This window comes from Phenylobacterium sp. GW823-FHT02A09 (assembly GCF_058797775.1).
On the sequence record NZ_JBXAJZ010000001.1, the window covers coordinates 841,171 to 867,571 of the forward strand.

The following is a 26,401-nucleotide window of genomic DNA, read 5'->3' on the forward strand; positions in this document are numbered from 1 at the left end:
CCCGGCGTCCGCAGGGCGCCGGGGACGGATCTCTAGACCAGTAAATGGAGTACCGAGTGCCTGGATTACGGGGGCGTGGCCTGATCATCGCGGTGGCGGCCGCGGCATGCGTCGTAACCGGCGGTGGATACTTCGCCTGGAAGGCTCTCAGCCCGGCGGCTGAAGACGATTCCGGCCCCAAGCCGGTGCCCGTCCGTGTCGCCGAGGCTGCGGTGCGTCCGCTCGCCATCCACGTCAAGGCGCTGGGCTCGGTTTCGCCGCTGAACACCGTCAACGTCCGCAGTCAGGTCGCCGGCGAGCTGACCCACGTGAACTTCGCCGAGGGCCAGATGGTCCAGCGCGGCGAGTTGCTGGCCCGCATCGATCCGCGCCCGTTCGAGGCGCAGGTCGCCGAGGCTCACGGTCAGAGCCGCCAGAACGAGGCCCAGCTGCGCTACGCCCAGCAGCAGCTGCAGATCTACCGCGGCCTGGCGGACAAGCAGATCGTCGCCCAGACCCGCCTGGACCAGCAGGCGGCCCTGGTCGAGCAGCATGGCGGCGCCGTCGCCGCCGACCGCGGCCGGCTCGCCAACGCCCGCATCCAGCTCGACCGCACCCGGATCACCGCCCCGATCTCCGGGCGCATCGGCCTGCGCCGCGCCGATCCGGGCAACATCTTGTCGGGCGGAACCGGCGAGATCATCGCCGTGATCACCCAGACCCGGCCGATCTCAGTGCTGTTCTCGGCGCCTGAGGCCCGGCTGCCCGAAATCCGCAAGGCGCTGGCGCAGGGCGGCGGCCTGGAGGTCAGCCTGTGGGACCGCGCCGAGAAGACCGAACTCGCGCGCGGCAAGCTCTCCACGCTCGACAACCAGATCGACCCGCAGACCGGGGCGGTGCGCCTGCGCGCCACCTTCGCCAATGACGACGAGAGCCTGTTCCCGAACCAGTTCGTGAACGTCCGGCTGACGGTCGGCCGGGTCGACAGCGCAGTCACCGCGCCGGACGCCGCCATCCAGCAGGGATCGTCCGGCCCCTATGCCTGGGTTGTCGATAAGGGGGGCTCTGCGCGCCTCCGCAAGCTGACGACCGGACCATCCAGCGACGGCGTCACGGCGGTCCACTCGGGGCTGGCCGTCGGAGACCGCGTCGTCGTCGAGGGCCTCGATCGCCTGAGTGAAGGCCGCAAGGTCGAGATCATCGCCACGCCGGACTCCCAGGCCGTTCCGGCCAAGTCATGAACCCGTCGCGGATCTTCATCCTGCGCCCGGTCGCCACCGGGCTGCTGATGGCTGCGTTGTTGCTGGCCGGATTGATCGCCTACCGGCTGCTGCCGGTCGCCGCCCTGCCCCAGGCCGACTATCCGGTCATCCAGGTGTTCACCTTCCAGCCGGGGGCGAGCGCCAAGGTCACGGCCGACACCATCACCTCGCCGCTGGAGCGGCGCCTGGGCCAGATCCCCGGCCTGGAGCAGATCTCCTCGTCCAGCTCTGGCGGGGCCTCGATGATCACCCTGCAGTTCTCGCTGGACCTGCCGATGAGCATCGCCGAGCAGGAGGTCCAGGCCGCGATCGCCTCGGCCTCGGGGCTGCTGCCCGACGGCCTTCCGACGCCGCCGATCTATCGCAAGGTCAATCCGGCCGACGCGCCGATCCTGACGCTGGCGGTGACCTCGCAGGCCACGCCCCTGCACCAGGTCCACGACATGGTGGACACCCGGATCGCCCAGAAACTGTCGCAGGTGTCCGGGGTCGGCAACATCACGCTGGCCGGCGGCCAGCGCCCCGCCGTGCGCATCCAGGCCAATCCCAGGGCGCTCGCGGCGCACGGTCTTACCTTCGACGACATCCGCACCGCCGTCGCCGCCGGCAGCGTCAACCAGCCCAAGGGCGGGTTCGACGGTCCGCAGCGCTCGGTGATGATGGACGCCAACGACCAGCTCCGTTCGATCGAGGACTACCGCGCCCTGATCCTGGCCTGGCGTGAAGGCGCGCCCATCCGCCTCGATCAGGTCGCCGAGGTGGTGGACGGCGTCGAGGACCGCCGCCTCGCCGCCTGGTCCGGCCCCTCGCCCGCCGTGCTCGTCAACATCCAGCGCCAACCGGGCGCGAACGTCATCGGCGTGGTCGATCGGGTCAGCGACCTGCTGCCCGAGCTGACCGCCACCCTGCCCGCCGACGTCAAGGTCGAAGTGCTCAGCGACCGCACCCGCGCCATTCGCTCGTCGATCACCCACGTGCAGATCGAGCTGCTGTTCGCCGTCGGCCTGGTCGTCGCCGTCACCTTCCTGTTCCTGCGCAGCGCCCGCGCCACCATCATCCCCGCGGTCGTCGTGCCGCTGTCGCTGATCGGCACGTTCGGGGCCATGCACCTGCTCGGCTACAGCGTGAACAACCTGACCCTGATGGCGCTGACCATCGCCGCCGGGTTCGTCGTCGACGACGCCATCGTCATGCTGGAGAACATCGCCCGCTACCTGGAGAAAGGCGAGGCGCCGCTGGCCGCCGCGCTGAAGGGCGCCAAGGAGATCGGCTTCACCCTGGTCTCGCTGACCATCTCCCTGATCGCCGTGCTGATCCCGCTGCTGTTCATGGGCGAGGTGGTCGGCCGGCTGTTCCGCGAGTTCGCCGTCACCCTGGCGGTGGCGATCCTGATCTCGCTCGTCGTGTCCCTGACCCTGACGCCGGCCATGTGCGCCAGGATGCTGCGCCCGCACGGAGCCCAGGCGCCCGGCTTCCTCGACGGCGTCATCGCCGGCTATGGCCGCGCCCTCGACTGGGTGCTGGGACGCCGTCCGCTGTTCCTTGGTGTTACGCTCGCCACGATCGCACTGACCGCGGCGCTCTACGTCGTCGCGCCCAAGGGCTTCTTCCCGGTCCAGGACGGCGGCGCGATCCAAGTGGTCACGCGCGCTGCGCCGGACGTCTCGTTCCAGAGGATGGCCGTGCAGCAGCAGGCCGCCGTGCAGGCGATCCTCGCAGACCCCGCAGTCGAGAGCGTCTCGTCCTTCATCGGCGTCGACGGCCAGAACGCGACGCCCAACGCCGGCCGCATGCAGATCAACCTGTATCCGCATGGCGAGCGCCCGCCGGTCGCCCAGGTCGTCGCGGGCCTGGAGAAGCGGACTGCCGATCTGCCCGGCCTGCGGCTCTACATGCAGCCGACCCAGGAATTGAACGTCGACGACCAGGTTTCACGCAGCCAGTACCGCTTCAGCCTCTCCAGCCCGGACGGCGCGCGCCTCGCCGACTGGACCGCCCGCCTGGTCGAGCAACTGTCCGCAGCGCCGCAGCTACGCAACGTCTCCAGCGACCTGGAGCCCGGCGGCCTCGGCGCCCGTGTCGTCATTGATCGCCAGGCCGCCGCCCGCCTCGGCGTCACCGCCGCCGACGTCGACTCCGCGCTCTATAGCGCCTTCGGTCAGCGCCAGATCGCCACCCTGTTCACCCAGGCCAACCAGTACCGCGTCGTCCTGGAGGTCGCGCCCGAACAGCAGTTCGGCCCGGAAACTCTGGAACACGTCCACCTCAAGGCGGCCGGCGGCGGCCTCGTGCCGCTGTCCAGTTTCGCCAGCGTCGAGCTTGAACCCACGCCGCTGTCGCACGCCCGGTTGGGCCAGTTTCCGGCCACGACGGTCGCCTTCGACGTGGCGCCGGGCGCTGCGCTCGGAAAGGCCACGGCCGCCATCCAGGACGCCGCCCGCGACATCGGCCTTCCGGCCTCGGTGGAGCTGAAGTTCCAGGGGGCCGCGCGGGCCTTCGACGCCTCGCTCTCCGGGACCCTGTGGCTGATCATCGCCGCCGTCGTGGTGATGTATATCGTCCTGGGCGTGCTCTATGAGAGCCTGATCCACCCGGTCACGATCCTCTCGACCCTGCCTTCGGCGGCCATCGGCGCGCTGCTGGCCCTGCTGGTGGCGGGCCGGCCGCTCGACCTGATCGCTGTGATCGGGATCATCCTGCTGATCGGGCTGGTGAAGAAGAACGGCATCATGATGGTCGACTTCGCGCTCGCCGCCGAGCGCGAAGAGGGCCTGAGCCCGCGTGAAGCGATCCACCGCGCCGCCCTGCAACGGTTCCGGCCGATCCTGATGACCACGTTGGCGGCCCTGGTCGGGGCCCTGCCGCTGATGTTCGCGACTGGTCCTGGCGCCGAGCTGCGTCAGCCGCTGGGCCTGGTCATGGTCGGCGGCCTGGCGGTCAGCCAGGTGCTGACCCTGTTCACCACTCCGGTGATCTATCTCGCCTTCGACGCCCTCGCCCGTCGCCGTCGCCGTGCGCCGTCGCTGGCCGCCGAGGCGCCGTGAAGCGTCCGTTCAACCCGGCCGAGACGTTCCTGCGGCGTCCGGTGGCCGCCCTGCTGCTGGCGGTCGCCCTGGTTCTGGCCGGAGCCGGCGCCTATCAAGTGCTGCCGACCGCGCCGCTGCCGGAGGTGGACGTGCCGGTGATCGTCGTCGAGGCCAGCCTGCCGGGCGCCAATCCGCGCACCATGGCCGCCGCCGTCGCCACCCCGATGGAGCGGGCGATGGGCTCGATCGCCGGGATCACCGCGCTCAGCTCGACCAGCGGCCAAGGCTCGACCTCGATCGAGCTGACCTTCGAACTCGACCGCGACATCAACGACGCGGCCCGGGACGTCCAGGCCGCGATCAACGCCTCGCGCGCCATGCTGCCGGCCGGCATGCCGTCCGAGCCGACCTATCGCAAGGTGAACCCTTCGCAGGCGCCGATCATGGTGCTGGCCCTGGCCTCGCCGAACTTGCCGCCGGGCGAACTCTACGACGCGGCCGCCACCATCCTGGCTCAGAAGCTGTCGCAAGCGCCGGGCGTCGGCGAGGTCAGCGTCGGCGGCGCCGCCCTGCCCGCCGTGCGCGTGCAGATCAATCCACACGCCCTCAACGGCTACGGCCTGGCCCTCGACGAGGTGCGCAAGGCGATCGACGCGGCCAACCCGTCCGGGCCGGTCGGCGGCGTCGAGGGCGGCGACCGGTTCTGGACCATCGTTTCCAGCGGCCAGCTGCGCACGCCGGCCGACTATGCCGGCCTGGTCGTCGCCTGGCGCAACGACGCGCCGATCCGGCTGGGCGACGTGGCCCAGATCGTCGACGCCACCGAGAACCGCTACAGCCTCGGCTTCCACAACGACAAGCCGGCGGTGCTGGTCACCATCCGTCGCCAGCCAGGCGCCAACATCCTGGCGACGACGCAGGCGATCCACGCCTCCCTGCCCGGCCTGCGCGAGCTGATGCCGGCCGACTCCAGCCTGACCGTCGTGCTCGACCGAAGCCCGGGCGTGCGCGCCACCCTCGCCGAAGCCCAGAAGACGCTGCTGATCTCCATCGTCCTGGTCGTCGCGGTGACGGCGTTGTTCCTCGGCCGACTGCGCGCGGCCTTGGTGCCGAGCCTGGCGGCGCCCGTGACCCTGATCGCCGCGTTCGCGGGCATGGCGCTGATGGGCTTTTCGCTGAACAACCTTTCGGTCACCGCCCTGATCATCGCCGCCGGTCTGGTCGTCGACGACGCCATCGTCGTGCTCGAGAACATCACCCGCCACATGGACCAGGGCCTCTCGCCGCTGCGCGCCGCCCGCCGGGGCGTGGCCGAGGTCGGCTTCACCCTGGCGGCCATGAACATCGCCCTGGTGGTCGTGTTCGTCGCCATCCTGTTCATGGGCGGCCTGGTCGAGAAGCTGTTCCGCGAGTTCTCGCTGACCCTGGCGGTCACGGTCCTCCTGTCGTTGGTCGTGTCGTTGACCCTGACCCCGACGCTCTGCGCGCGGCTGGCGCCAAGGGCGAAGGACCGAGCGCCCGCCAGTCCGCAACGCGCGCTCGACACCCTGCGCGAGGCCTATGGCCGTTCTCTCGACAGGACGCTGCGCCATCCGCTGGCGGCGGTCGGCGTGCTGGCGGTGGCGACGGCGCTGACGGTCGCCCTTTACGTCTGGATTCCGAAGGGCATGCTGCCCGAACAGGACACCGGCCAGGTCAGCGGCTTCGCCCGCGGCGACGATGGCATCTCGTTCGCGGTCATGCAGCCCAAGATCGAGGCCTATCGCCGCCTGCTGCTGGCCGAACCGTCGGTGGCCGACGTCGTCGGCTCGGCCGGCGGAGACAATGGCATCAACAACGCCTCGCTGATGATCCGCCTGAAGCCGGTCTCGGAACGCAGCGAGACCTCGCAGCAGGTGATCGACCGCCTGCGCGCGGCGACCCCGAAAATCCCCGGCGGCGCCCTGTGGCTGCGGCTCGACCAGGACATCGAACTGGAGGCGCCCAGCCAGACCGGCGAACTGGAAGTCGTCCTGCGGGCCGATGACCTGCATCTCCTGAACCATTGGGCTCCGAAGATCTCGCGCGCCATGGCCGCCCGGCCAGAGCTGACCGACGTCGAGGAGATCAGCGAGACCGGCAACCTGCAGGTCAATCTCGACATCGACCGCGACGCCGCCGCCCGCCTGGGCGTCGATGTCGAGACCGTCACCTCGGTGCTCAACAACGCCTTCAGCCAACGCCAGGTCGCCACGCTCTATGACGCCCTCAACCAGTACCGGGTGATCCTGGAGCTGGAGCCCGACCAGACCCGCGGCCCCGAGGCGCTGGAGATGGTTCACGTGATCGCCGCCGACGGCCGCAAGATCCCTCTCTCGGCCTTCACGACTTGGAGCTACAGCGTCAATTCCGACTGGGTCTGGCGCGAGCAGCTGTTCGCGGCCCGCTCGCTGGGCTTCTCGCTCGCGCCGGGCGTGAGCGCACAACAGGCCGAGCAGGCGATCCGCGACGCCATGGCCGCGGCCTTCGTCCCCAACGCCATACAGGTGCGGATCGGCGGCGGCATGGACCTGACCAACAAGACCCTCTCCAGCCAGCCGCTGCTGATCGGGGGCGTGATCGTCGCCGTCTACATCGTTCTCGGCGTGCTCTACGAGAGCCTGCGCCACCCGTTGACCATTCTGTCGACACTGCCGCCTGCGGGCCTGGGCGCGTTGTTGGCGCTGACCGCCACCGGCAAGCCGCTGACCCTGCTGGCCCTGCTCGGGCTCTTCCTGCTGGTCGGCATGGCGATGAAGAACGCCATCCTGATGGTCGACTTCGCCCTGCGCGAACAGCGTCGCAAGGGCCTGGACGCGGCCAGCGCGATCTCCGCGGCGGCCCGCACGCGGCTGCGGCCGATCCTGATGACGAACTGCGCCGCCATTCTCGGCGCCTTGCCGCTCGCGCTCGGGGCCGGCGAGGGCTCGGAGATGCGCACCCCGCTCGGGGTCACCATCATCGGCGGCCTGCTGATCAGCCAACTGCTGACGCTCTACATCGTACCCGCCGTCTATGTCTGTCTCGACGGAAGGGCGTTGCGACGGCGGTCCGCCCAAACTCAGCCGCTTCCCGCCAGCCCTCCTCCGGCCTAGACAACGTTACCGGCGAGTCGGGAGGATTAGATGGCGGGCATCACCAGGCGCGGCGCCGTCGCGGCGGCGGCGGCCGTCGCCGTGGCGGGCGAGGTACAGGCCCAACCCGCGGCGCAGCGCCCGAACATCCTGTGGCTGGTCAGCGAGGACAACAATCCGCTGATCGGGGCCTACGGCGACCCGCTCGCCCATACGCCGACCATCGACGCTCTGGCGGCCAAGGGCGTGCTCTATCGCAACGCCTATTCCAACGCCCCGGTCTGCGCGCCCTCGAGGTTCGGAATCCTGACCGGTGTCTATCCGGAATCCTGTGCGCCAGCCGAGCACATGCGCGCCCGCGCCGCGCTTCCCAGCGAATTGAAGACCTATCCGGAACTGCTGCGCGCCGCCGGCTATCACTGCACCAACAACGCCAAGACCGACTACAATTCGGACGTCGATCCTGCGGTGCTCTGGGACGAGTCCAACGCCAAGGCGCATTGGCGCAGCCGCCCCGCCGGCAAGCCGTTCATGGCCGTCTTCAACTACGAGACCACCCATGAATCGCGGCTGTTCCTGAATCCGCCGCCCGGCAGGGTGACGCCCGACCAGATCCGGGTCCCGGCCTACCTGCCCGACACGCGCGGCGTCCGCGGGGATTTCGCCAACTACTACAATCTCATCGAGAAGATGGACGGCCAGCTCGCCGAGCGGCTGGCCGAACTCGAGGCCGACGGCCTCGCCGACGACACCATCGTCTTCTACTACTCCGACAACGGCGGCTCGCTGCCGCGCACCAAGCGCTACTGCTATGACGCCGGCCTGCGGTGCGCGCTGGTGGTTTACGTGCCGCCGAAATGGGCGCATCTCAGCCCTCACAAGCCAGGCGCCAAGGTCGAGGCCCCGGTCAGCTTCATCGACCTCGCTCCCACCCTGCTCTCCCTAGCGGACCTGGCGCCTACGCCGCAGATGCAGGGCGCGGCGTTTCTTGGATCGAAGGCCAAGCCGGCGAAGACCTACGCCTTTGGGATGCGCGGGCGGATGGACGAGCGCTACGATTTCGTCCGGACGGTTACCGACGGCCGCTGGCGCTACATCCGCAACTACATGCCCCATCGGCCCTGGGGGATGCATGGCGCCTTCGAGTGGCTGGCCAGGGGCTATCAGGACTGGGAAGGCGCCTGGCGCGCCGGGACGCTCAACGCCGACCAGCGCCGGTTCTTCGAGACCAAGCCCTACGAGGAGCTCTACGATCTCACGGCCGATCCTGATCAGGTCCGGAACCTGGCGGGCGAGCCCACGGCGAAGCGAACGCTGAGCACGCTGAGCGCCGCACTCGATCGCCACATGCTGGCGATCGTCGACAATGGCTTCATCCATGAAGGCTCGCCGCGGGAAGGCTACGACGCCAGTCGCGCCGGCGCCTACGCCCTGCCGAAGATCATGGCCCTGGCGCAGGCCGCCGCGAGGGGCGACCCCGCCAATCTCGCGACGTTGGGAGCCGCCCTCGCCAGTCCGGACGAGGTCGCGCGCTACTGGGGGGCGACCGGCCTGCTGATCCTTGGCGCTCGCGCCGCGCCGGCCAGGACGGCCCTGCGCGAGGCGATGACGCGCAACGCCTCACCTCAGGTCCGCGTCGTCGCCGCCGAGGCGGCAGCCGGGCTCGGCGATCTCGATGAGGCCCTCGACGTGCTGGCCGCGCTGGCTGACGGCGACCAGCGGTGGCAGGTGAAGCTCCAGGCGCTCAACGCCCTGACGGCGCTCGGCGAGGCGGCTCGGCCAGCGGCGGCGACCTTCGAGCGCGCCGCCGCCAGTCCGCAGGAGTATCTGCGCAACGCCGGCCGGTACATGAGCGCGGTGCTCAAGGGCGAGTACACCCCGGCCTATCCGGTCTTCCTGATGCCTGGACGCGCCTAGCTCCCGGCCATCCAGTCTACGCAGGCGTCGACCACTTCGGCGAGCACCTCAGTGTCCTTGCGGCCGCTCTTGGCTGGTGCGTGGAACGAGTGGTCCGCGAACTCGGCGAGCGTCAGGCTCGCCCGCGGGTGCAGGCCCGCGACGGTCTCCTTCAGCAGATCCAGCCGGGCGAACTCGTCGTTCGTCCCCTGCAGGAACAGCATCGGGACCTTGATCTCGGTGAGATGCGTCGCTCGCTCGACACCTGGCTTGCCCGGGGGGTGCAGCGGGAATGCATAGAACACCAGCCCCCGCACCGCAGGCAGCGGCTGCTCGGCCTGGGCCTGTGACGTCATCCTGCCTCCGAACGAGCGACCGCCCGCGAACAGCGGCAGGTCTGCCGCCAATTTACCCGCCTTGGCGACCGCGGCCCGGACGGCTTGATGAGCCAGCGCCGGAGAATCCGGCCGTTTCGAGCCGCGCTCCATGTAGAGAAAATTGTAGCGGAGGGTCGCGATCCCGCGGTCCGCCAGGCCTTCGGCGGTGGCGGTCATCGCCTTGTGGGTCATGCCAGCGCCCGCGCCGTGAGCCAGCACCAGCGCGGCCCTCGCTCCATTGGGCCTCAACCAGAGCCCCGAGACCTGACGCTCGGCGTCCAACGGTATGATCACGTCTTCCATGGCTATAACCATTTCGACCGTTTGAAGCGGGCATAGAGCACGAGGCAGATCGCCACGATGGCGAGGACCACGATCAAGTAGCCGTAGCGCCACTTCAATTCCGGCATGACCTCGAAGTTCATCCCATAGATGCCGGCGATCGCCGTCGGCACCGCGAGGATCGCGGCCCAGGCCGCCAGCCGCCGGGTGATCGCGCCCTGGCGCTGCTGTTCCATAAGGCTGCTGGCCTCGAACACCGACGACAGCACTTCACGCAGGGTTTCGACCAACGAGGCGACCCGCCGGACATGGTCGTAGACGTCACGGAAGTAGGGCCGCACATCGAAGTCGATGCAGGGCATTTCATGATGCTCGAGGCGGCTGGCCACCTCCTCCATCGGCCCGAGCACCCGCTTGAAGCGCATCAGTTCGCGGCGCAGGGCGAAGATGCGCAGCACCTCGGTGCGGCTCAGGAACGCGTCGAGAGCGTAGCGCTCCATTTCCAGCACCTTCTCCTCGATCGCATCGACGATCGGGAAGTAGCCGTCGACGATGAAGTCGAGCACCGCGTGCAGGATGTAGTCGACGCCATGCTTGAGCTGGGCCGGCGCCGCCTCGAGATGCTCGCGCAGCTCCAGATGCGCGCGGGGCGACCCGTGGCGGACGGTGATGATGTGGCTGGGGCCGACGAAGATGTCGGTCTCGCCGTAGCCGATCGTCTCGCCCTCCAGGTGGGCCGTCCGGGCGACCACGAACAGCTGCTCGCCATAGACGTCGACCTTCGGCAGCTGATCGGACTTCAGGGCGTCTTCCACCGCCAGCGGATGCAGGTTGAAGCGCCGCCGCAGAATGTCGAGTTCAGCCGCAGTCGGCTCAAACAGGCCGATCCAGGCGAACTGGCCGGGCGCCAACTCCAGGCTCGCCGGATCGTGCAGGTCGATCCCCCGCAGTCGCTGGCCCTCGCCATAGACATAGGCGGCAATGACGCTCATCGGGGCTCACCACGAACAACGGGAATCGGCGGCAGTGTGCGCCTCCCCCGCCGCCTGGGCCAACCCGGCTAGCTGGCGAGCGCCGCCAGCAGTCCCGGTCGCTGCGCGGCGGCCTGCGCGGCGACCTCGCCGACGACGATCAACACCGGCCCGTCGAGCTGCTCGGGGATCATCTCGGCCAGGCCGCCGAGGACGCCGGTGAAGAGCCGCGCCTCGGGCCGGCCGGCGTTTTCGACCGCCAGGACTGGCGTCGCCGCCGATCGGCCGGCCGCCAGCAGCCGCTCGCGGATCGCGCCCGCCGCCGCGCCGCCCATATAGATCGCCAGCGTCGCCTCCGGATCGGCCGCCGCGCGCCAATCCTCGGCCAGGCCGCCCCGGTCCAGGCGGGCCGTGGTCATCACCACGCGCCGGGCCTGGCCGCGATGGGTCAGCGGAAAGCCGAACTGCGCGGCCGCCGCCGCCGCCGCGGTGACGCCGGGAACGACGTCCGCCTCGATTCCGGCGGCCTGCAGCGCCGCCATCTCCTCGCCCACCCGGCCGAACACCGATGGATCGCCGCCCTTCAGCCGCACGACGTTGAGGCCGCGCCGCGCTAGCCGCACCATCAGCCGGTTGATCGTCGTCTGAGCCATGCTGGTCCGCCCCGCCCGCTTGCCTGTCTGGATCTTCAGGCAGCCCGCCGGCGCCAGGTCGAGGATCTCCTGCGGAACCAGGGCGTCGTAGAGCAGCGCCTGGGCCTGCCCGATCGCCCGCGCCGCGCGAACTGTCAGCAAGTCGGCCGAACCCGGCCCAGCTCCAACGAGGAGAACGCGTCCAGGGTCATGCGGCATGGCGCACCTCCTTGCTATGGGTCTGAGCGATGATCCGCGCGATCTCGGGCCGGCAGGACCCGCAGGACGAACCGGCGCCCGTGGCCTCGCTGACGGCGTCGACGCTGCCGGCGCCAGCCTCGATCGCCGCGCCGATCTTGTCGGCCCGCACGCCGCGGCAGGCGCAGACCAGCGGCGCGCTCTCGACCACGCGGCCTGGAGCGCGGCCGATCAGCAACGCCGTCCGGTCGAGCGCGCTGAGCGCGTCCTTGGCGAACAGCTCGGCCAGCCAGTCCCGGGGCGGCAGCGCGCCGTTTGTGGCCGTAAACAGCACCCGTTCCAGCGCCTCGCCGGACAAATGGGCCTCGCGCAGACTGCCGGCGGCGGCGTCCTCGTACCGCAGCGGTTCGCCCGACGCCCGTTTGGTGAGCGCTCGGTGCAGCGCCTCGCGCTCGGTCTCGTCGCCGCGTCCGGCGAATTCGTGCAGCTGGCAGCCGTGCTGCGGGATCCGCCGCCAGACGAGATCGAGACCGGCCGGCGGCGCCCAGGCTTCGCGGGCGATGAAGAACCCGCGCCAGGTCTCGCGATAAGGCCGCACCCGCGCCGGCGTGTGCTTGAATTCCGGCTGGCCCGACTGCGGATCGACCGACGGGGCGACCAGCGGATTGGCCCGGCCGCTCGGCGCGAAGGCCTGCGTCCAGTGCATGGGCATGAAGATCGATCCCGGCCGCTGCCGGTCGGTCACCTTGGCCAGCGCCACGGCCTCGCCCTGCCCGGTCTGCACCCGCGCCAGCGCACCATCGACGACACCCAGATGTTCGGCGTCGGTCGGGTGCATCTCGACATAGGGCTCAGGGGTGTGACGGCAGAGATCAGGAGCCAGCCCCGTCCGTGTCAGCGTGTGCCAATGGTCGCGCACCCGGCCGGTGTTGAGCGCCAGCGGAAACGAGGGATCAGTCGCTTGCGCCGGCCCCTTGGCCTGGGTGACGACCATCCGGGCCCGACCGTCCGGCGTCTGGAAGACCCCGTCCTCGAACAGCCGCGCCGTGCCGCCCGTCGCGGTCACCGGCCATTGCACGGGCTCCAGCGCCTCGTAGGCCTCCGGCGTCAGCGCCGCCAGCGGCCCTAGCGACAGCATGCGGCCCTGGTTTTCGTAGTTGGTCAGCCGCGCCCACTCGCGGAACACCTGCGCGGGCGAGCGCCAGTCGAAGGCTTCGCGATGGCCCATGGCGCTCGCCACGTCGGCGATGATCCACCAGTCGGCCCGCGCCTCGCCCGGCGGATCGAACAGCCGCCGCTGGCGCGAGATCCGCCGTTCGGAATTGGTGATCGTGCCGTCCTTTTCGCCCCAGGCGAGGGCTGGCAGCTTCACGTGCGCAAAGTCCATGGTGTCGGTCTGCGCCATACAGTCGGAGACCACCACGAACGGGCACGCCGCCAGCGCGGCGCGGACCTTGCCGGCGTTGGGCAGGCTGACGGCCGGATTGGTCGCCATCACCCACAGCGCCTTGATCTTGCCCTCTGCGATGGCGTCGAACATGTCGATGGCCTTCAGGCCCGGCGCCGGCGCGACGTCCTGCGCCCCCCAGAACCGCGCCACGCGGGCGCGCGAGGCGTCGTCGAAGTCCATGTGCCCGGCCAGGGTCGTGGCCATGCCGCCGGTCTCGCGGCCGCCCATGGCGTTCGGTTGACCGGTGATCGAGAACGGACACGCGCCCGGCTTGCCGATCCGGCCAGTGGCCAGGTGGACGTTGAGGATCGCGAGCCCCTTGGCGACGCCCTGCGCCGACTGGTTGGCCCCCATCGAGAACAGGCTGACCGTCCGCGGCGTCTGCGCGAACCAGTCGTAGAATGTCTGCAGGTCGGCCAGCGCCACGCCGCAATCGGCCGCCACCGCCGACGTCGACTGATCATCCTGCGCCAGCGCCGCCTTCACCGCATCGAAACCCGAAACGTGGGCGGCGATGTAGCCCGCGTCCAGCGCCCCCCGCCTGTCGAGCTCGGCCAGCAGCCCGTTCCACAGCCGCACGTCGCTCTGCGGGGCCAGCGCCAGGTGCAGGTCGGCGACCTCGGCGGTGTCGGTGCGGCGCGGGTCGATGACGACGTGGCGCTGCCCCCGCGTGCGGGCCTGCTCCATACGCCGGAACAACACGGGATGGGTCCAGGCCGCGTTGTGGCCCGAGAACACCACCAGGTCGGCGAGATCGAGGTCCTCGTAGCAGCCGGGCACCAGGTCGGCGCCGAACGCCTGCTTGTGGGCCACGACCGCCGAGGCCATGCAGAGGCGGGAGTTGGTGTCGATGTTGCCCGAGCCGATGAAGCCCTTCATGAGCTTGTTGGCGGCGTAGTAGTCCTCGGTCAGCAGCTGCCCGGAGACGTAGAACGCCACCGAGTCCGGCCCGTGCCGGGCGATGGTCTCGCGAAAGCGCTTGGCGACCAGGACCGTGGCCTCATCCCAACTCGCCGTTCGCCGGCCGATCATCGGCGCGAGCAGCCGCCCGTCGAGCCCGACCGTCGCCCCCAGCGCCGAGCCCTTCGAGCACAGCCGGCCGAAGTTCGACGGGTGCGCCGCATCGCCGGCGACCTCCAGCATCCGCCCCTCGGCCTGGCCCGTGACGCCGCAGCCGACGCCGCAATAGGGGCAAGCCGTGCGCACCGCGCCCCCTCTCATGGCCTCAGCTCCGTCCCAGCAACAGGCGGCCGTCGCGGACCTCCAGCGGCACGACCGGCGTGCAGCCCTTGCCTCGGTCGGCGCCCATCGGCTCGCCGCTGGTCAGGTCGATCGACCAGTTGTGCAGCGGACAGGCCACCGCATGGCCATGGACGATGCCCTGGCTCAGCGGCCCGCCCTTGTGCGGACAGGCGTCCTTGAGTGCGAACACCTTGCCGTCGCCGGTCCGGAAGATGGCGATGTCGCCGTCCGGGGTCGGCACCCGGCGGGCGCCGCGCAGCGGGATGTCGGTGACCGCGCCGACGTCGGTCCAGGCGATCGGATCTTTCACCAGCACGTTCATGACGGCGCAAACTCCATACGGCGGCTAAGCGGGTTGAACTCTTCGGCGTGGCGGCCGGCGACGCGCTCGGCCCAGGGGTCGATGCGCGAGAAGCGCTGCGAGTAGGCGAACCGGTCGTAGAGCGCCTTGCGGGTCTCGGGATCCTCGACCTGGGCCTTGATGCTCTCGAGGCCGACGCGCGCCATCCACTTGTAGATCCGCTCCAGGTACCAGCCGTTCTCGCGGTAGAGCTGGGTGACGGCGCAAATGGTCCAGACCGCCTCGTCCTCGCTCGCCACCTTGGTCAGGATTTCGGTGCCCTGGATGTGCAGGCCGGCGGCGCCGCCGACATGGATCTCGTAGCCGCTGTCGACGCAGATCACGCCGATGTCCTTGCAGGTCGCCTCTGCGCAATTGCGTGGACAGCCGGACACCGCCAGCTTCACCTTGGCCGGCGCCCACGAGCCCCACATGAACTTCTCCAGCCGCACGCCCAGCCCGGTGGAGTCCTGGGTCCCGAACCGGCACCAGTCCGAGCCGACGCAGGTTTTCACCGTCCGCAGCCCCTTGGCGTAGGCGTGGCCGCTGACCATGCCGGCCGCGTTGAGGTCGGCCCAAACCGCCGGCAGGTCGTCCTTCCTGACCCCCAGCAGGTCGATGCGCTGGCCGCCGGTGACCTTCACCGCCGGCACGTCGAACTTCTCGACCACGTCGGCGATGGCGCGCAGTTCGGCGGCGCTGGTCATCCCGCCCCACATCCGCGGCACGACCGAATAGGTGCCGTCTTTCTGGATGTTGGCGTGGGCGCGCTCGTTGATGAACCGCGACTGCTTGTCGTCCCGGTACTCGCCCGGCCAGGCACACAGCAGGTAATAGTTCAGCGCCGGCCGGCACGAGGCGCAGCCGTCAGGCGTCGTCCACTCCAGCCCCTGCATCGCCGCCGGGATCGACTTCAGGCCCTCGGCGACGATCCGCCGGCGCGCCTCGTCATGGCCCATGGCCGTGCAACCGCAGACCGGCTTGGGACCGGTCTGCGCCTGGAAGCCGTCGCCGAGGGTCAGTTTCAGCAGCTTTTCGACCAGCGGCGTGCAGGAACCGCACGATGCCGACGCCTTTGTGACGGCGCGTACCGAGTCCAGGGTCGAGAGCCCCTGCCCGGTGATCGCCCCGGTGATTTCGCCCTTGCAGACGCCGTTGCAGCCGCAGACCTCGGCCTCATCGGCCATGGCGGCAACGGCGGCGCTAGGGTCCAGGCCCCGAAGGCCCTCCGTCACGCTCTGGCCGAAGATTAGGGTCTCGCGGATGTCGGCGACCTGCGCCCCCGACTTCATCAGGTCGAAGTACCAGGGCCCGTCGGCGGCGTCGCCGAACAGCACCGCGCCGGCCACCTTGCCGTCCTCCAGCACGACGCGCTTGTAGACCCCGCGCCCGGCGTCGCGGAACACGATGTCCTCGCACTCCGCCCCGCCGCCGAACTTGCCGGCCGAGAACACGTCGACGCCCGAGACCTTGAGCCGGGTCGAGAGCACCGAGCCCTCGTAAGCGCCCTCGCCCTGGGTCAGGGTCTGGCCCAGCGCCTTGCACATCTCCCAGATTGGCGCGACCAGGCCGTAGCACTGGCCCCGGTGCTCGGCGCACTCGCCGACCGCGAGGATCGCCGGATCGGAGGTGCGCATGGCGTCGTCGACGATCACGCCGCGGCCGATCTCCAGCCCGCTGTCGCGCGCCAGCGCCACGTTCGGACGGATCCCGACCGCCATCACCAGGATGTCGCACGGCAGCACCCGCCCGTCCTTAAGCCTCAGGCCAACGACCTTGCCGCCCTCGCCGACGATCTCCTCGGACTGGGCCCCCAGCACCGTATCGACCCCGCGCTGGACCATCGCCTCGACCAGCAGGAAGCCGGCGGAGGCGTCCAATTGGCGCTCCATCAGCACGTCCATCAGGTGGATGACCGTGGCGGCCATGCCGCGGCGGACCAGGCCGTAGGCGGCCTCGATGCCTAGCAGCCCGCCGCCGATGACCACGGCCTTCGCGCCCGGCTTGGCCGCCGCCGCGACCATCGCCTCGACGTCGTCCAGGTCGCGGAAGGTCACCACGCCTTCTAGGTCGGCGCCCGGCAGCGGCAGGCGCACCGGGTCCGATCCCATGGCCAGCAGCAGCCGATCATAGGCCTCGGCCAGGCCCGCGGTGGTGCGCACGACCTTGGCCTCGCGGTCGATCTGCGTCACCGCGTGTCCGGCGTGCAGCGCGATGCCGTTGTCGCGGTACCAGGCCTCGTCGTTGAGGACGATGTCCTCGAAAGCCTTCTCCCCGGCCAGCACCGGCGAGAGCATGATCCGGTCGTAGTTCACCCGCGGCTCGGCGCCGAAGATGGTGATTTCGTAGCGATCGGGGTCGCGCTTGAGCACTTCCTGGACCGCCCGGCAGCCGGCCATGCCGTTGCCGATGACGACGAGCTTTTCCTTGGGCATCGCAACGCTCCCGGTCACAGAGGAAGTCACAGGCGAATCTCGGCGCCGGCGGCCTGCGCGCCCCAGGTCTGGCGCCAGCGCGCCTTCACTCCGGTCAGGCAGGCCAGGGCCAGCAGGGCGAGCCCCGCAAAGGCCAGCAGGCCGGGCTGGTAGCTGCCGGTCGCCTGCTTGGCCCAGCCGAGGCTGGCGGCCAGGTAGAAGCCGCCGATGCCGCCGGTCATGCCGACCAAACCGGTGACGACGCCGATCTCCTTGCCGAACCGCTGCGGCGCCAGCTGGAACACCGCGCCGTTGCCGGCCCCCAGCGCCATCATGCTGAACATCAGCACGCCCAGTGCGATGTAGGGGTTCGCCGCCTCGAAGCTGGCCAGGGTCAGGCCGACCGCGGCCAGCATGTAGACGACCGTGAGGGTGCGGACTCCTCCGAAGCGGTCGGCCAGCGCCCCGCCCACCGGCCGGATAAACGAGCCGGCGAACACGCAAGCGGCGGTGAAGAAGCCGGCGGTGACTGCGGACAGACCGTACTCGGAGTTGAAGTAGATGGTCAGCGACGACGACAGGCCGACGAAGCCGCCGAAGGTCACGCCGTAGAGCAGCATCAGCCACCAGGCGTCGGCGGTGCGCAGCACGCCCAGGTATTCTGACAGCTGCTTGGGTGGCGGGCGATTGGGGGCGTCCTTGGCGAAGATCAGATAGACCACGAAGGCGATGGCCAACGGCAGCACCGCTAGGCCGATGACGTTGGTCCAGCCGAAGGTCTGGGCCAGGCCCGGCGCGAACAACGCGGCCAGGGCGGTCCCCGAGTTGCCGGCGCCGGCGATGCCGAGCGCCAGGCCTTGGTGCTCCGGCGGATACCAGCGCGAGGCCAGCGGCAGGGCGACGGCGAACGAGGCCCCCGCCACGCCCAGCACCACGCCGAGCATCAGCACCTGGTCGTAGCTCTTGATGCCCAGGAACCAGGCCAGGCCAAGTCCGGCCATGACGATGACCTGGCCGATCAGGCCGGTCTTCTTCGGGCCGATGTGATCGACCATCACGCCGGCGACCAGGCGCAGGATCGCGCCGGACAGCACGGGAATGGCGACCATCAAGCCCTTCTGGCCAGGATCGAGGTGCAGGGTCTTGGAGATGGCGACGCCCAGCGGACCCAGGATCACCCAGACCATGAAGCTGAGATCGAAATAGAGGAACGCCGAGAGCAGGGTCGGCGTGTGGCCCGACTTGAGGAATGAACGACTCAGCATGGCTGGATGGCCCCGTGCAGGAATGAACGGAAGCGGCGGCGTCGCCGAAGGCGGAGGTCCGCCCGTCATCGGGCGGTTTCCAGGGGCCGCGAACGCCGTTGTCCTGAGGCCGAGACCAGCAGAACCCGGCGCAGTGGGGGCGTCACGCGCAAATCAGACGCGGGCGGAGAGGTCTTTGCTGCAGCGCAAAATCTCGGCGCCGACTATGGGGCGTGATCGGATTTTAGGCGTTCTGGCCCGCGCGAGCGGCCTCATAGAGGTCGAGGCGGTAAACCTGGCCTGCGACGGACGAGGTCTCGGCGTCAGCGGCTACCTGCCCCCAGCGCGCCATCTGACCCAGCAGCCAGGCGGCCTGCGCCGGGCGCGGGGCGTTGGCTCCGTCACGGTGGAAGATCACGTCGTCCAGACTGGCGGCGATGACCGCGCGGGGCGCATCGACATAGGGCGCCCCGGCCAGCAGGCCCGAGAGCTCGCCGCGATGGTCGGGGACGTCGCACCAGGCCGCCGCAGCGATCAGCGCCCGAAGCAGCCTGGCCAGGATCTCGCCGTTCTCCTCGGCCCACTCCTGGGTCACGCCTAGCACCTTGTCCGGGGCCCGACCCCAGAGCTGCGAGGCGCGGACCGCAACGCGCCCGGCGCCTGAAGCCACAGCGACGCTGCTCCAGGGTTCGCCGGCGCTGAAGCCCTCGATCACCCCGTCGGCCAGCAGTTCGGCCATCCGCGAGGGCGCCGCGACGGTCAGCCGGATGTCGTTGTCGGGGTCGATGCCGGCCGCCGCCAGCCAGTCGCGCAGCAGGTAGTTGTGCACCGAGTACGGATAGACGACCGCGAACGTCAGCGGGCTCGCGCCTTCCTTGCGCCGGCGCGCGATGAGCTTGGCCAACGCCATCGCCTCGCCGTTCTCGCCCGGCGTCGCGGTCAGCCGGGTCGACAGCGTCACCGCGGCTCCGTTCAGGTTCAGCGCCAGCGGCGCGATCATCGGCGTGGGCTCGCTGCCCGCCCCCATCGTCGCGGCTAACGCCAGCGGCGCCAGCATATGGGCGCCGTCGAGCGCCCCGACCGCGACCTTGTCGCGGATCGTCGCCCACGAGACTTCACGACTCAGCTCGACCTTCAGCCCTTGCGCCTCGAAGAAGCCTCGCTCTTTCGCGACCACCAGAGGCGCGCAGTCGGTCAAGGGCACGAAGCCCAGTCTCAGGACCTCGCTGCGGCTCATGCGCCGTCTCCCTTCAGCACGCCCGCAAAGGCGAGCAGGTCCGCCGCCACCGCCCCCAGCGGCCGGCCGGTGTCCATGGAAAGCTTGCGGAGCAGCCGATAGGCCGCGTCCTCCTCCAGCCCTCGCTCCTTCATCAGCAGCGCCTTGGCCCGCTCGACGGTCTTGCGGGAGGCCAGGTCCGCCTTGGCCCGCTCCAGATCCTGGCGCAGCTGGCTCATCAGCTGGAAGCGGGTCATCGCGACCTCGAGGATCGCACGAACCCGGCCGACCGCGAGGCCGTCGACGATGTAGGCCGCCACCCCAGCGCGCACCGCCTCCTCGGCAAGCCCAGGCTCGGAGCGGTCGACGAACATCACCACGGGGCGCGGATTGGCCAGGCTGGTCTCCCGCAGGCTCTCGAGGGTGTCGCGGTCGGGGCTGTCGGCGGCGACCACCACGACGTCCGGTTCAAAGCGCGCGACCTCCGCCTCGACGAACACCGCGGCCCGCCGGACCTCCAACGGTTCGACGCCGGCCAAGCCCTCGGCGACGAGGGCGGCCCGGGCGGGATCAGGATCGATGACGAGCACGCGCATGCCGCTCGACTAAGAGCGAGGCGCGGCGCTTGAGCAGGGGGCGAGGCCCTCCCTGGTTGTTTGCAACCTTGAAACGCCTGACGATCGGTCAGCCGGCGCCTGGTTTCTCGGCAGATTTGGCGCGCGGCGTGCACGCCAGCAGCGCATCGCGCTCGTCTAACGTGTTCGCGCCGCGGATTCGCCCAGCCGCCGGCGGCGGGCAAGTCGGCCGCGCCACTCCAGATCGCTCGGCCAACCGCGCCACCGGCCAGCTTGGCTCGGCGTCCGCCGGCAAGGCCGAGAGGCTCAAGACCATGGGCAGATGCAGTCCGGCGAAAGCGGCCCCCGGCGCCTCGGCCTCGATCAGCGGCGCCAAGTCCGACGCCAACAAGGTCGGCGCATCGACCGCAAGGATCAGCACCCGCGTGCAGCCTGCCAAACGCAGCGCCTGCGCCCCGGCCAGCACTCCGCCGACCGGCCCGCCCAGGGGCGGCTCGTCGCGCACATGCGGCAAACCGTGCGACGCGCCGCCGACGGTGATCACCGGATCCGCCCCGACCGCCGCGGCCAAGGCGGCGACGCGCTCCACGGCGGCGATCCCGTCCCAGAGCTGAGTCGCCTTGTCGGCGCCCATCCGTCTGGAGGCCCCGCCGGTCAGGATCATCGCGCCGAGAGCCGAGCTCATCTGGTCAGCGGCCTAACCGCACTTGACCTCTTTCACCACGCCGGTGGCCGCGTCGTACACGAAGTTCAGCCGGCGCTCGTTGAAGTCCATGGTCATCGGGCAGGTGGTGCAGACGACGCGCTGCAGGTTGGGCAGCACCGGCACCGGAATTTCGGTCCGCGGGCGGCCGACGTACTTCTGCGCTTCGGCCGCTCCGCACTTATCCGGCTCCTTGGGCGGCGGAGGCGGCGCAGGCGGCGGGGCCGGCTTCGGCGGCGCGGGCGGCGGAACCGGCGGGCTGTCGGCGCAGGCCGCCAGGGCCATCAGGGTCGCGCCAAGGACGATGAACTTGTTCATGCCTGTTTCTCCCATCCCCGCTCTTGTTGCTTCCAATAGACCGCCGGATGCCCCTTGGCCTTCACCACTTTCCACTGACTGCGCGCGATCGCCAGTTGTGCGTCGTCGCCGCCATCGAACACGATCATGCATCGGGCGTATCCGGCAAGGTCTCCCGGCTCGGCCCCGTCGACGACGAACAGCACGTCGGCCTCGTTGGGATTGTCCATCGCCAGGGTCAGCAGGATCGGCTGACGAGCCTTCTGCGGCTCGTCGTCGGTCCCGTGCGGCAGAAAGCTGTCGTCGCGGTAGGCCCACAGCCAGCCGTCGAGGTGCTCGATTCGATCGGGCGCGCGGGCGCGCACGATCGCCTTCCAACCGCGGCCGAGCGTGCGCTCGAGCAGGTCGGGCAACACCTGATCCAGCCCGGAGCGCTCCAGGTGGTAGAACCAGACCTCGCAGGGGGCCTCGCTCACGCGCCCGCCTTCAGGCCCAACAGCCGGGTCAGGGCGAGCATGGCGTTGGCGACCTCCGCAGGGTGCGTGGCCATGGACAGGTGATGCAGGTCGCGCCGCAGGGTCGGCCATCCGAGCCGCCGCGCCTCGCCCGCCTCACGTTCATAGGCCTTCGAGAGCCGCAGGAAGCCCCAGCCGACGGCGCTCGGCAAGTCTGTCTGCGGCGCGGCCTCTTCGAACCAGGCCTGCGGCGTGGCCGCCAGCTCACCGATGAAGCGCTCGCGCAGCGGGCCTTCCGGCAGCAGGCTCTCCAGCGCGCCGGCCGGGAACCACTGGTCCCAGGCCGGGATCATGCCGTCCTGCGCCTTGGCCTTGAGGCTCGCCACCAGGCCGTCGCCCGCCGTCTCGAACCAGCAGCGGCCGGGATGCGGCGGGATGGCGTCGACATAGAGCACGCCGCGGACCTGCCCCTTGGCGGCCGCGACGACGGAAGGCGCCAGTCCGCCGGCGGCCGAGTGAACGGCCAATATGAACGGGCCGCCCTGGCTCAGCACCTGGGCCGCCACCGCCTGGGCCGCGCTCTCGTAATAGGGCGCCGCCAGCGCCGCCATCGGCGGGATCACCGGCCGCGTCGACTCGATCCCGCGCGCCGCGAGTTCGGCCGCGACCGGGCCCCAGGCCGCTGCGCCCGTCAACGGGCTGTGAAGCAGGATGAATCGCATGGGCCCCTTCTTCCCTCCCCTTCATGGGGAGGGTGGATCGCCGCAGCGCGGCGAGACGGGTGGGGTCGCAGACGAAGTCCCCACCCTGGTCGCTGCGCGACCTGTCCCTCCCCATGAAGGGGAGGGAAAATCACGCTCAGCCCTCGTACTTGTCCTGAACCATGCGGTTCAGCAGCCGCACGCCAAAGCCAGTCGCGCCGTCCGGGATCGTCGGGACGGTCGAGGGCTTCTTCCAGGCGGTCGAGGCGATATCCAGGTGCGCCCACGGCACGTTGTTGACGAAGCGCTGGATGAACAGGGCCGCGGTGATCGAACCGCCCGGCCGACCGCCGGTGTTCTTCATGTCGGCGATCATCGAGTCGATGTTCTTGTCGTACTGCGCAGGCAGCGGCATGCGCCACAGCGGCTCGCCCTCGGCGCCCGAAGCCGCCAGCAGGTTGGCCGACAGCTCGTCGTTGTTCGAGAACAGGCCTGCGTAGTCGTTGCCGAGGCTGATGATGATCGCGCCGGTCAGGGTGGCCAGGTCGACCATGAACTTCGGCTTGAAGCGGTCCTGGCAGTACCAGATGGCGTCAGCCAGCACGAGGCGGCCTTCGGCGTCCGTGTTGATGATCTCGATGGTCTGGCCCGACATGGAGGTGACCACGTCGCCCGGACGCTGAGCATTGCCGTCAGGCATGTTCTCGACCAGGCCGAGGATGCCGATGGCGTTGACCTTGGCCTTGCGGCCGGCCAGCACGTGCATGAGACCCGCCACAGCGCCTGCGCCGCCCATGTCCCACTTCATGTCTTCCATGCCGTCGGCCGGCTTGATCGAGATGCCGCCGGTGTCGAAGCAGACGCCCTTGCCGACGAACGCGATCGGCTGGGCCGACTTGTCGGCCGCGCCATACCACTTGATGACCGCCAGCTGGCTCTCGCGGGCGCTGCCCTGCCCCACGCCCAGCAGGCTGCCCATGCCGAGCGTTTCCATCTCGGCCTCGCCGAGAATCTCGACCTCGAGGCCGAGGCTCTCGAGCGCCTTCACGCGGCGGGCGAATTCGGCGGGATAGAGAACGTTCGGCGGCTCGGAGACCAGGTCGCGCGAGAACGCCACCGCATCGGCCAGCGCCGCAAGCGGGGCGAAGGCGGCGAGCGCCTTATCGGCGTCGTCGGCCACGATCTGGGCCTTGGCGATCGACGGTTTCTTGTCCGCCGGTTCCTTGGTCCGGTAGCGATCGAAACGATAGGAGGCCAGGCGCACGCCCAGGCCCGCGTGCGCCGCTGAACCGCCGGCCGGCAGCGCGACGCGCAGCGTCGTCAGACCCGAGGTCTTCACGGCGTTGTAGGCGCTGGCCGCCGCGTGCTCGGCGCCGACCTCGTCGAAGCCGTCCTTCTTGCCCGCGCCGACCAGCAGGATGCGGCTCGCCGCCCCCGCCGCGCCCAGCACGTCCAGGACCTGGCCTTTGGCGCCGGTGAAGCGCTGGGCCGCGGCCGCGCGCGCCAGCGCGCCGCCGGCCTGGGCGTCAGCCTGGCCGGCCGCGCCGTCCAGCACCGCGCCTTCGAACACCACCAAGGCCAGGGCGCTTTTCTCAGGAAGCGCCGCGCCAGCCGCGATGAACTCGATCTCCATCAGTCTCGAACTCCGAATAGAATTTGGGCCCGCGCCCATCTGGCTCGCAAGCTTGGCCGTTCTTGCGGCGGTTGTGTGACGCGGCGACGCATGATTTAGAGCAGGTTCACGTCCAGGGCGCGCAAAATCCCCGGCGAACCCCACTTTTCTGCCCATGCTGCTGATCGACCGTTATCTGCTCCGCCAGCTCCTCGGACCGACCGTGCTCGCCACGGGCGCGCTGGCGGCTGTCGCCTTGCTCTCGCAAAGCCTGTCGGCGCTGGACCTCATCGTCGGCCAGCGGCAGAGCGCCATCGTCTTCGCCAAGGTGACGCTGCTGGCCATGCCGCAGCTGGTCAACATGGTGCTGCCGATCGCCGTCTTCGTGGCGGCCCTGGTCTCGCTGAACCGGCTGCACACCGAGCAGGAGATCGTCGTCTGCTTCGCCGGCGGCATGAGCCGCTGGCGGGTGATCGCGCCCGGACTGCGGCTGGCCTCGATGATCACCTTGCTGGCGCTGGTGATGAACCTCTGGATCCAGCCCCTGGCGGCCCGCGAGATGCGCGAGACGCTGTTCGAGGTGCGCACGGACCTGGCCTCAACCCTGATCCGCGAGGGGGAGTTCACCAACCCCGCCCCGGGGCTCACCGTCTACGCCCAGTCCGTCGACGCCACCGGCCTGATCCACAACCTGTTCATTCACCAGGAGAAGGACGGCGGCGGCGCCACCACCTACACGGCCGAGGAAGGCCGCATCGAAAAGCGCAACGGCAAGCCGGTTCTGGCCATGCATCGCGGCTCGATGCAGGAGTTCGACAAGGCCGACGTCCTCAACTACCTGACCTTCGACGACTATCCCTACGAACTCGCGCCGTTCATGCGCAGCGACGAGCTGATCCACTTCAAGCCGTCGGACCGCTATCTGCACGAGCTGCTATTCCCCGACCTGACCCAAGACTGGGAGAAGCGGAACCACCTGAAGCTGCTGGCCGAGGGCCATAACCGGATCGCCAGCCCGCTCTACAACATCGCGCTGATGGCGCTGGCCTTCACCGCAATCATCGGCGGCGGCTTCAGCCGCATGGGCTACGGCCGGCGCATCGCGATCATCAGCGCGGTGGCGGTCGGCTTCCGGATCCTGGGCTTCGTGGTCCAGGCCGCGTCGGAAGAAGCCGCCTGGCTGAACGTGCTGCAGTACTTGGTGCCGGTCGCGGCGACCTATGTCGGACTGCGTGGCATCTTCCGCGAAAAAGTCTCGCGTTTCATCGACATGCGACTGAAACCTCATCGGATCAGCCGCCACGGGGAGGCCGCCGCATGATCGGCGCCGGCAAGCTCGAACGCTATGTCATGGGCCGCACGCTGGCCGGCGTCGGCGCGGCGCTGGCGGTGATCTCGGCGGTGATCATCCTGGTCTCCTTCGTGAACCTCTCGCGTGAGGTCGCGGTGCGGGCCGACGTCGGTGTCGCCCAGCTCTTTGGCCTGACCCTGCTGCAGGCCCCCTCGGTCGTGTTGCTGCTGCTGCCGTTCGTGTTCCTGTTCGGCGGCATCGCGGCCTATGTGGGCCTTAACCGCCGTTCGGAGCTGGTCGCCATGCGCGCGGCTGGCGTCTCGGCCTGGCGCTTCATCCTGCCCTCGGCTGCAGTGGCCTTCCTGGTCGGCGTGGCCGTGGTGCTGGTGTTCAACCCCCTCGCCGCGACCTTCAGCGCCAAGTACGAATCCGACCGCGCGAACCTGATGGAGAACTACCTGACCGACGCGCCCAAGGAGGTGTGGCTGCGCCAGGGGGACGACCGGACGCAGATGGTCATCCACGCCAAGCAGCGCGACACCGAGCAGGGCCGCGTGCGCCTACGATCGGTCTCGGTCTTCGTCTATCAGAAGGACCGCGCCGGCCGTCCTGAGTTCAAGCGCCGGCTGGAAGCGGCCGAGGCCCAGCTCTATCCCGGCTATTGGAAGCTCTGGGACGTGCGCGAGGCCAGCGCCGGAGAGAGCTCCGTGCGCTCCGACTCGCTGTCGATCCGCTCGACGCTCGACGCTGAGTCGGCGATGGAACGCTACGCTGCCCCGCAGTCCGTCGCCTTCTGGCGGCTGCCCGACGCGATCCGCCTGACGGAAGCCGCGGGGTTCTCCGGCAACGGCTACCGGCTGCGCTTCCAGCAGCTTCTGGCCACGCCGGTGCTGTTCGCGGCCATGTCGATCCTGGCTGCGGCGTTCTCGCTGCGCCTGGCGCGGCTTGGCGGGCTGGCGGGCCTGGCCGGGGCCGGCGTCGGGCTGGGCTTCATCGTGTTTTTCTTCAACGAGTTCTCGGGCGCGCTGGCCGGCGCCGACATCATCCCGCTGTTCGCGGCCGCCTGGGCGCCGCCTTTGGTGGCGCTGCTGTCAGGCATCGCGCTGCTCTGTTACACCGAAGACGGTTGAATCGCCGGACTGACCG

General features: G+C 69.9%; 20 protein-coding genes. 6 read left to right on the top strand and 14 right to left on the bottom strand.

Annotated features, from left to right (window positions below; genetic code table 11):
- The first annotated feature begins 56 nt into the window (after positions 1–56).
- The 4 genes from AC1Q87_RS04235 to AC1Q87_RS04250 are packed head-to-tail and all read left to right on the top strand — an operon-like array spanning position 57 to position 9,276.
- Positions 57–1,220: an efflux RND transporter periplasmic adaptor subunit gene (locus AC1Q87_RS04235; protein ID WP_492607727.1), complete on the top strand. Its 1,164-nt coding sequence runs from the start codon at positions 57–59 to the stop codon at positions 1,218–1,220.
- Entirely contained in the window at positions 1,217–4,285 is a 3,069-nt protein-coding gene (locus AC1Q87_RS04240; RefSeq protein WP_492607728.1) for an efflux RND transporter permease subunit, read from the top strand. Before AC1Q87_RS04235 ends, AC1Q87_RS04240 begins: the two co-directional genes overlap by 4 nt.
- Positions 4,282–7,380, top strand: coding sequence for an efflux RND transporter permease subunit (locus AC1Q87_RS04245; RefSeq protein WP_492607729.1), 3,099 nt, complete (start codon positions 4,282–4,284; stop codon positions 7,378–7,380). The genes AC1Q87_RS04240 and AC1Q87_RS04245 overlap by 4 nt, the downstream gene beginning before the upstream one ends.
- Before the next feature lie 30 nt (positions 7,381–7,410).
- Positions 7,411–9,276, top strand: a complete 1,866-nt coding sequence (locus AC1Q87_RS04250; protein WP_492607730.1) for a sulfatase family protein — start codon at positions 7,411–7,413, stop codon at positions 9,274–9,276.
- Here AC1Q87_RS04250 and AC1Q87_RS04255 read toward each other — a convergent pair.
- The 14 genes from AC1Q87_RS04255 to AC1Q87_RS04320 form a co-directional block, all read right to left on the bottom strand.
- Positions 9,273–9,935, bottom strand: coding sequence for an alpha/beta hydrolase family protein (locus tag AC1Q87_RS04255; RefSeq protein WP_492607731.1), 663 nt, complete (start codon positions 9,933–9,935; stop codon positions 9,273–9,275). The genes AC1Q87_RS04250 and AC1Q87_RS04255 overlap by 4 nt on opposite strands.
- A gap of 2 nt (positions 9,936–9,937) precedes the next feature.
- Positions 9,938–10,906 carry a magnesium/cobalt transporter CorA gene (gene corA / locus AC1Q87_RS04260; RefSeq protein ID WP_492607732.1) on the bottom strand — a complete coding sequence of 323 codons (969 nt, stop codon included), beginning with the start codon at positions 10,904–10,906 and terminating at the stop codon, positions 9,938–9,940.
- Between the two features lie 68 nt (positions 10,907–10,974).
- Positions 10,975–11,736, bottom strand: a complete 762-nt coding sequence (cobA, locus tag AC1Q87_RS04265) for a uroporphyrinogen-III C-methyltransferase (protein WP_492607733.1) — start codon at positions 11,734–11,736, stop codon at positions 10,975–10,977.
- The gene (locus AC1Q87_RS04270) at positions 11,726–14,386 is read right to left on the bottom strand and encodes a nitrate reductase (RefSeq protein WP_492607734.1); all 2,661 of its coding nucleotides are present in this window, start codon (positions 14,384–14,386) and stop codon (positions 11,726–11,728) included. The genes cobA and AC1Q87_RS04270 overlap by 11 nt, the downstream gene beginning before the upstream one ends.
- Positions 14,387–14,390: 4 nt before the next feature.
- Entirely contained in the window at positions 14,391–14,729 is a 339-nt protein-coding gene (gene nirD, locus AC1Q87_RS04275) for a nitrite reductase small subunit NirD (RefSeq protein ID WP_492607735.1), read from the bottom strand.
- A complete protein-coding gene (nirB, locus tag AC1Q87_RS04280; RefSeq protein WP_492607736.1) occupies positions 14,726–17,182 on the bottom strand; it encodes a nitrite reductase large subunit NirB in 2,457 nt (818 codons plus the stop codon). Before nirB ends, nirD begins: the two co-directional genes overlap by 4 nt.
- A 26-nt stretch (positions 17,183–17,208) precedes the next feature.
- Positions 17,209–18,426 carry a nitrate/nitrite transporter gene (locus AC1Q87_RS04285; protein WP_492607737.1) on the bottom strand — a complete coding sequence of 406 codons (1,218 nt, stop codon included), beginning with the start codon at positions 18,424–18,426 and terminating at the stop codon, positions 17,209–17,211.
- 223 nt (positions 18,427–18,649) lie between these two features.
- Positions 18,650–19,642 (bottom strand): CmpA/NrtA family ABC transporter substrate-binding protein, encoded by a 993-nt coding sequence (locus tag AC1Q87_RS04290; protein WP_492607738.1) that lies wholly within the window; start codon positions 19,640–19,642, stop codon positions 18,650–18,652.
- Positions 19,639–20,217, bottom strand: coding sequence for an ANTAR domain-containing response regulator (locus AC1Q87_RS04295; RefSeq protein ID WP_492607739.1), 579 nt, complete (start codon positions 20,215–20,217; stop codon positions 19,639–19,641). Before AC1Q87_RS04295 ends, AC1Q87_RS04290 begins: the two co-directional genes overlap by 4 nt.
- An 88-nt stretch (positions 20,218–20,305) precedes the next feature.
- Complete coding sequence (gene mobA, locus AC1Q87_RS04300) at positions 20,306–20,881, bottom strand: molybdenum cofactor guanylyltransferase (protein WP_492607740.1); 576 nt, start codon at positions 20,879–20,881, stop codon at positions 20,306–20,308.
- Between the two features lie 12 nt (positions 20,882–20,893).
- Positions 20,894–21,217, bottom strand: a complete 324-nt coding sequence (locus AC1Q87_RS04305) for a peptidase inhibitor I78 (RefSeq protein WP_492607741.1) — start codon at positions 21,215–21,217, stop codon at positions 20,894–20,896.
- On the bottom strand, positions 21,214–21,672 hold the full coding sequence (locus AC1Q87_RS04310; RefSeq protein WP_492607742.1) for a DNA polymerase III subunit chi: 459 nt from the start codon (positions 21,670–21,672) through the stop codon (positions 21,214–21,216). Before AC1Q87_RS04310 ends, AC1Q87_RS04305 begins: the two co-directional genes overlap by 4 nt.
- The gene (locus AC1Q87_RS04315) at positions 21,669–22,373 is read right to left on the bottom strand and encodes a hypothetical protein (RefSeq protein ID WP_492607743.1); all 705 of its coding nucleotides are present in this window, start codon (positions 22,371–22,373) and stop codon (positions 21,669–21,671) included. The genes AC1Q87_RS04310 and AC1Q87_RS04315 overlap by 4 nt, the downstream gene beginning before the upstream one ends.
- A gap of 136 nt (positions 22,374–22,509) precedes the next feature.
- Positions 22,510–23,985: a leucyl aminopeptidase gene (locus AC1Q87_RS04320; RefSeq protein ID WP_492607744.1), complete on the bottom strand. Its 1,476-nt coding sequence runs from the start codon at positions 23,983–23,985 to the stop codon at positions 22,510–22,512.
- 154 nt (positions 23,986–24,139) lie between these two features.
- Here AC1Q87_RS04320 and lptF point away from each other — a divergent pair, with 154 nt between their 5' ends.
- Positions 24,140–25,285, top strand: a complete 1,146-nt coding sequence (gene lptF / locus AC1Q87_RS04325) for an LPS export ABC transporter permease LptF (protein ID WP_492607745.1) — start codon at positions 24,140–24,142, stop codon at positions 25,283–25,285.
- Complete coding sequence (locus AC1Q87_RS04330) at positions 25,282–26,385, top strand: LptF/LptG family permease (RefSeq protein WP_492607746.1); 1,104 nt, start codon at positions 25,282–25,284, stop codon at positions 26,383–26,385. Before lptF ends, AC1Q87_RS04330 begins: the two co-directional genes overlap by 4 nt.
- The last annotated feature ends 16 nt before the right edge of the window (positions 26,386–26,401 follow it).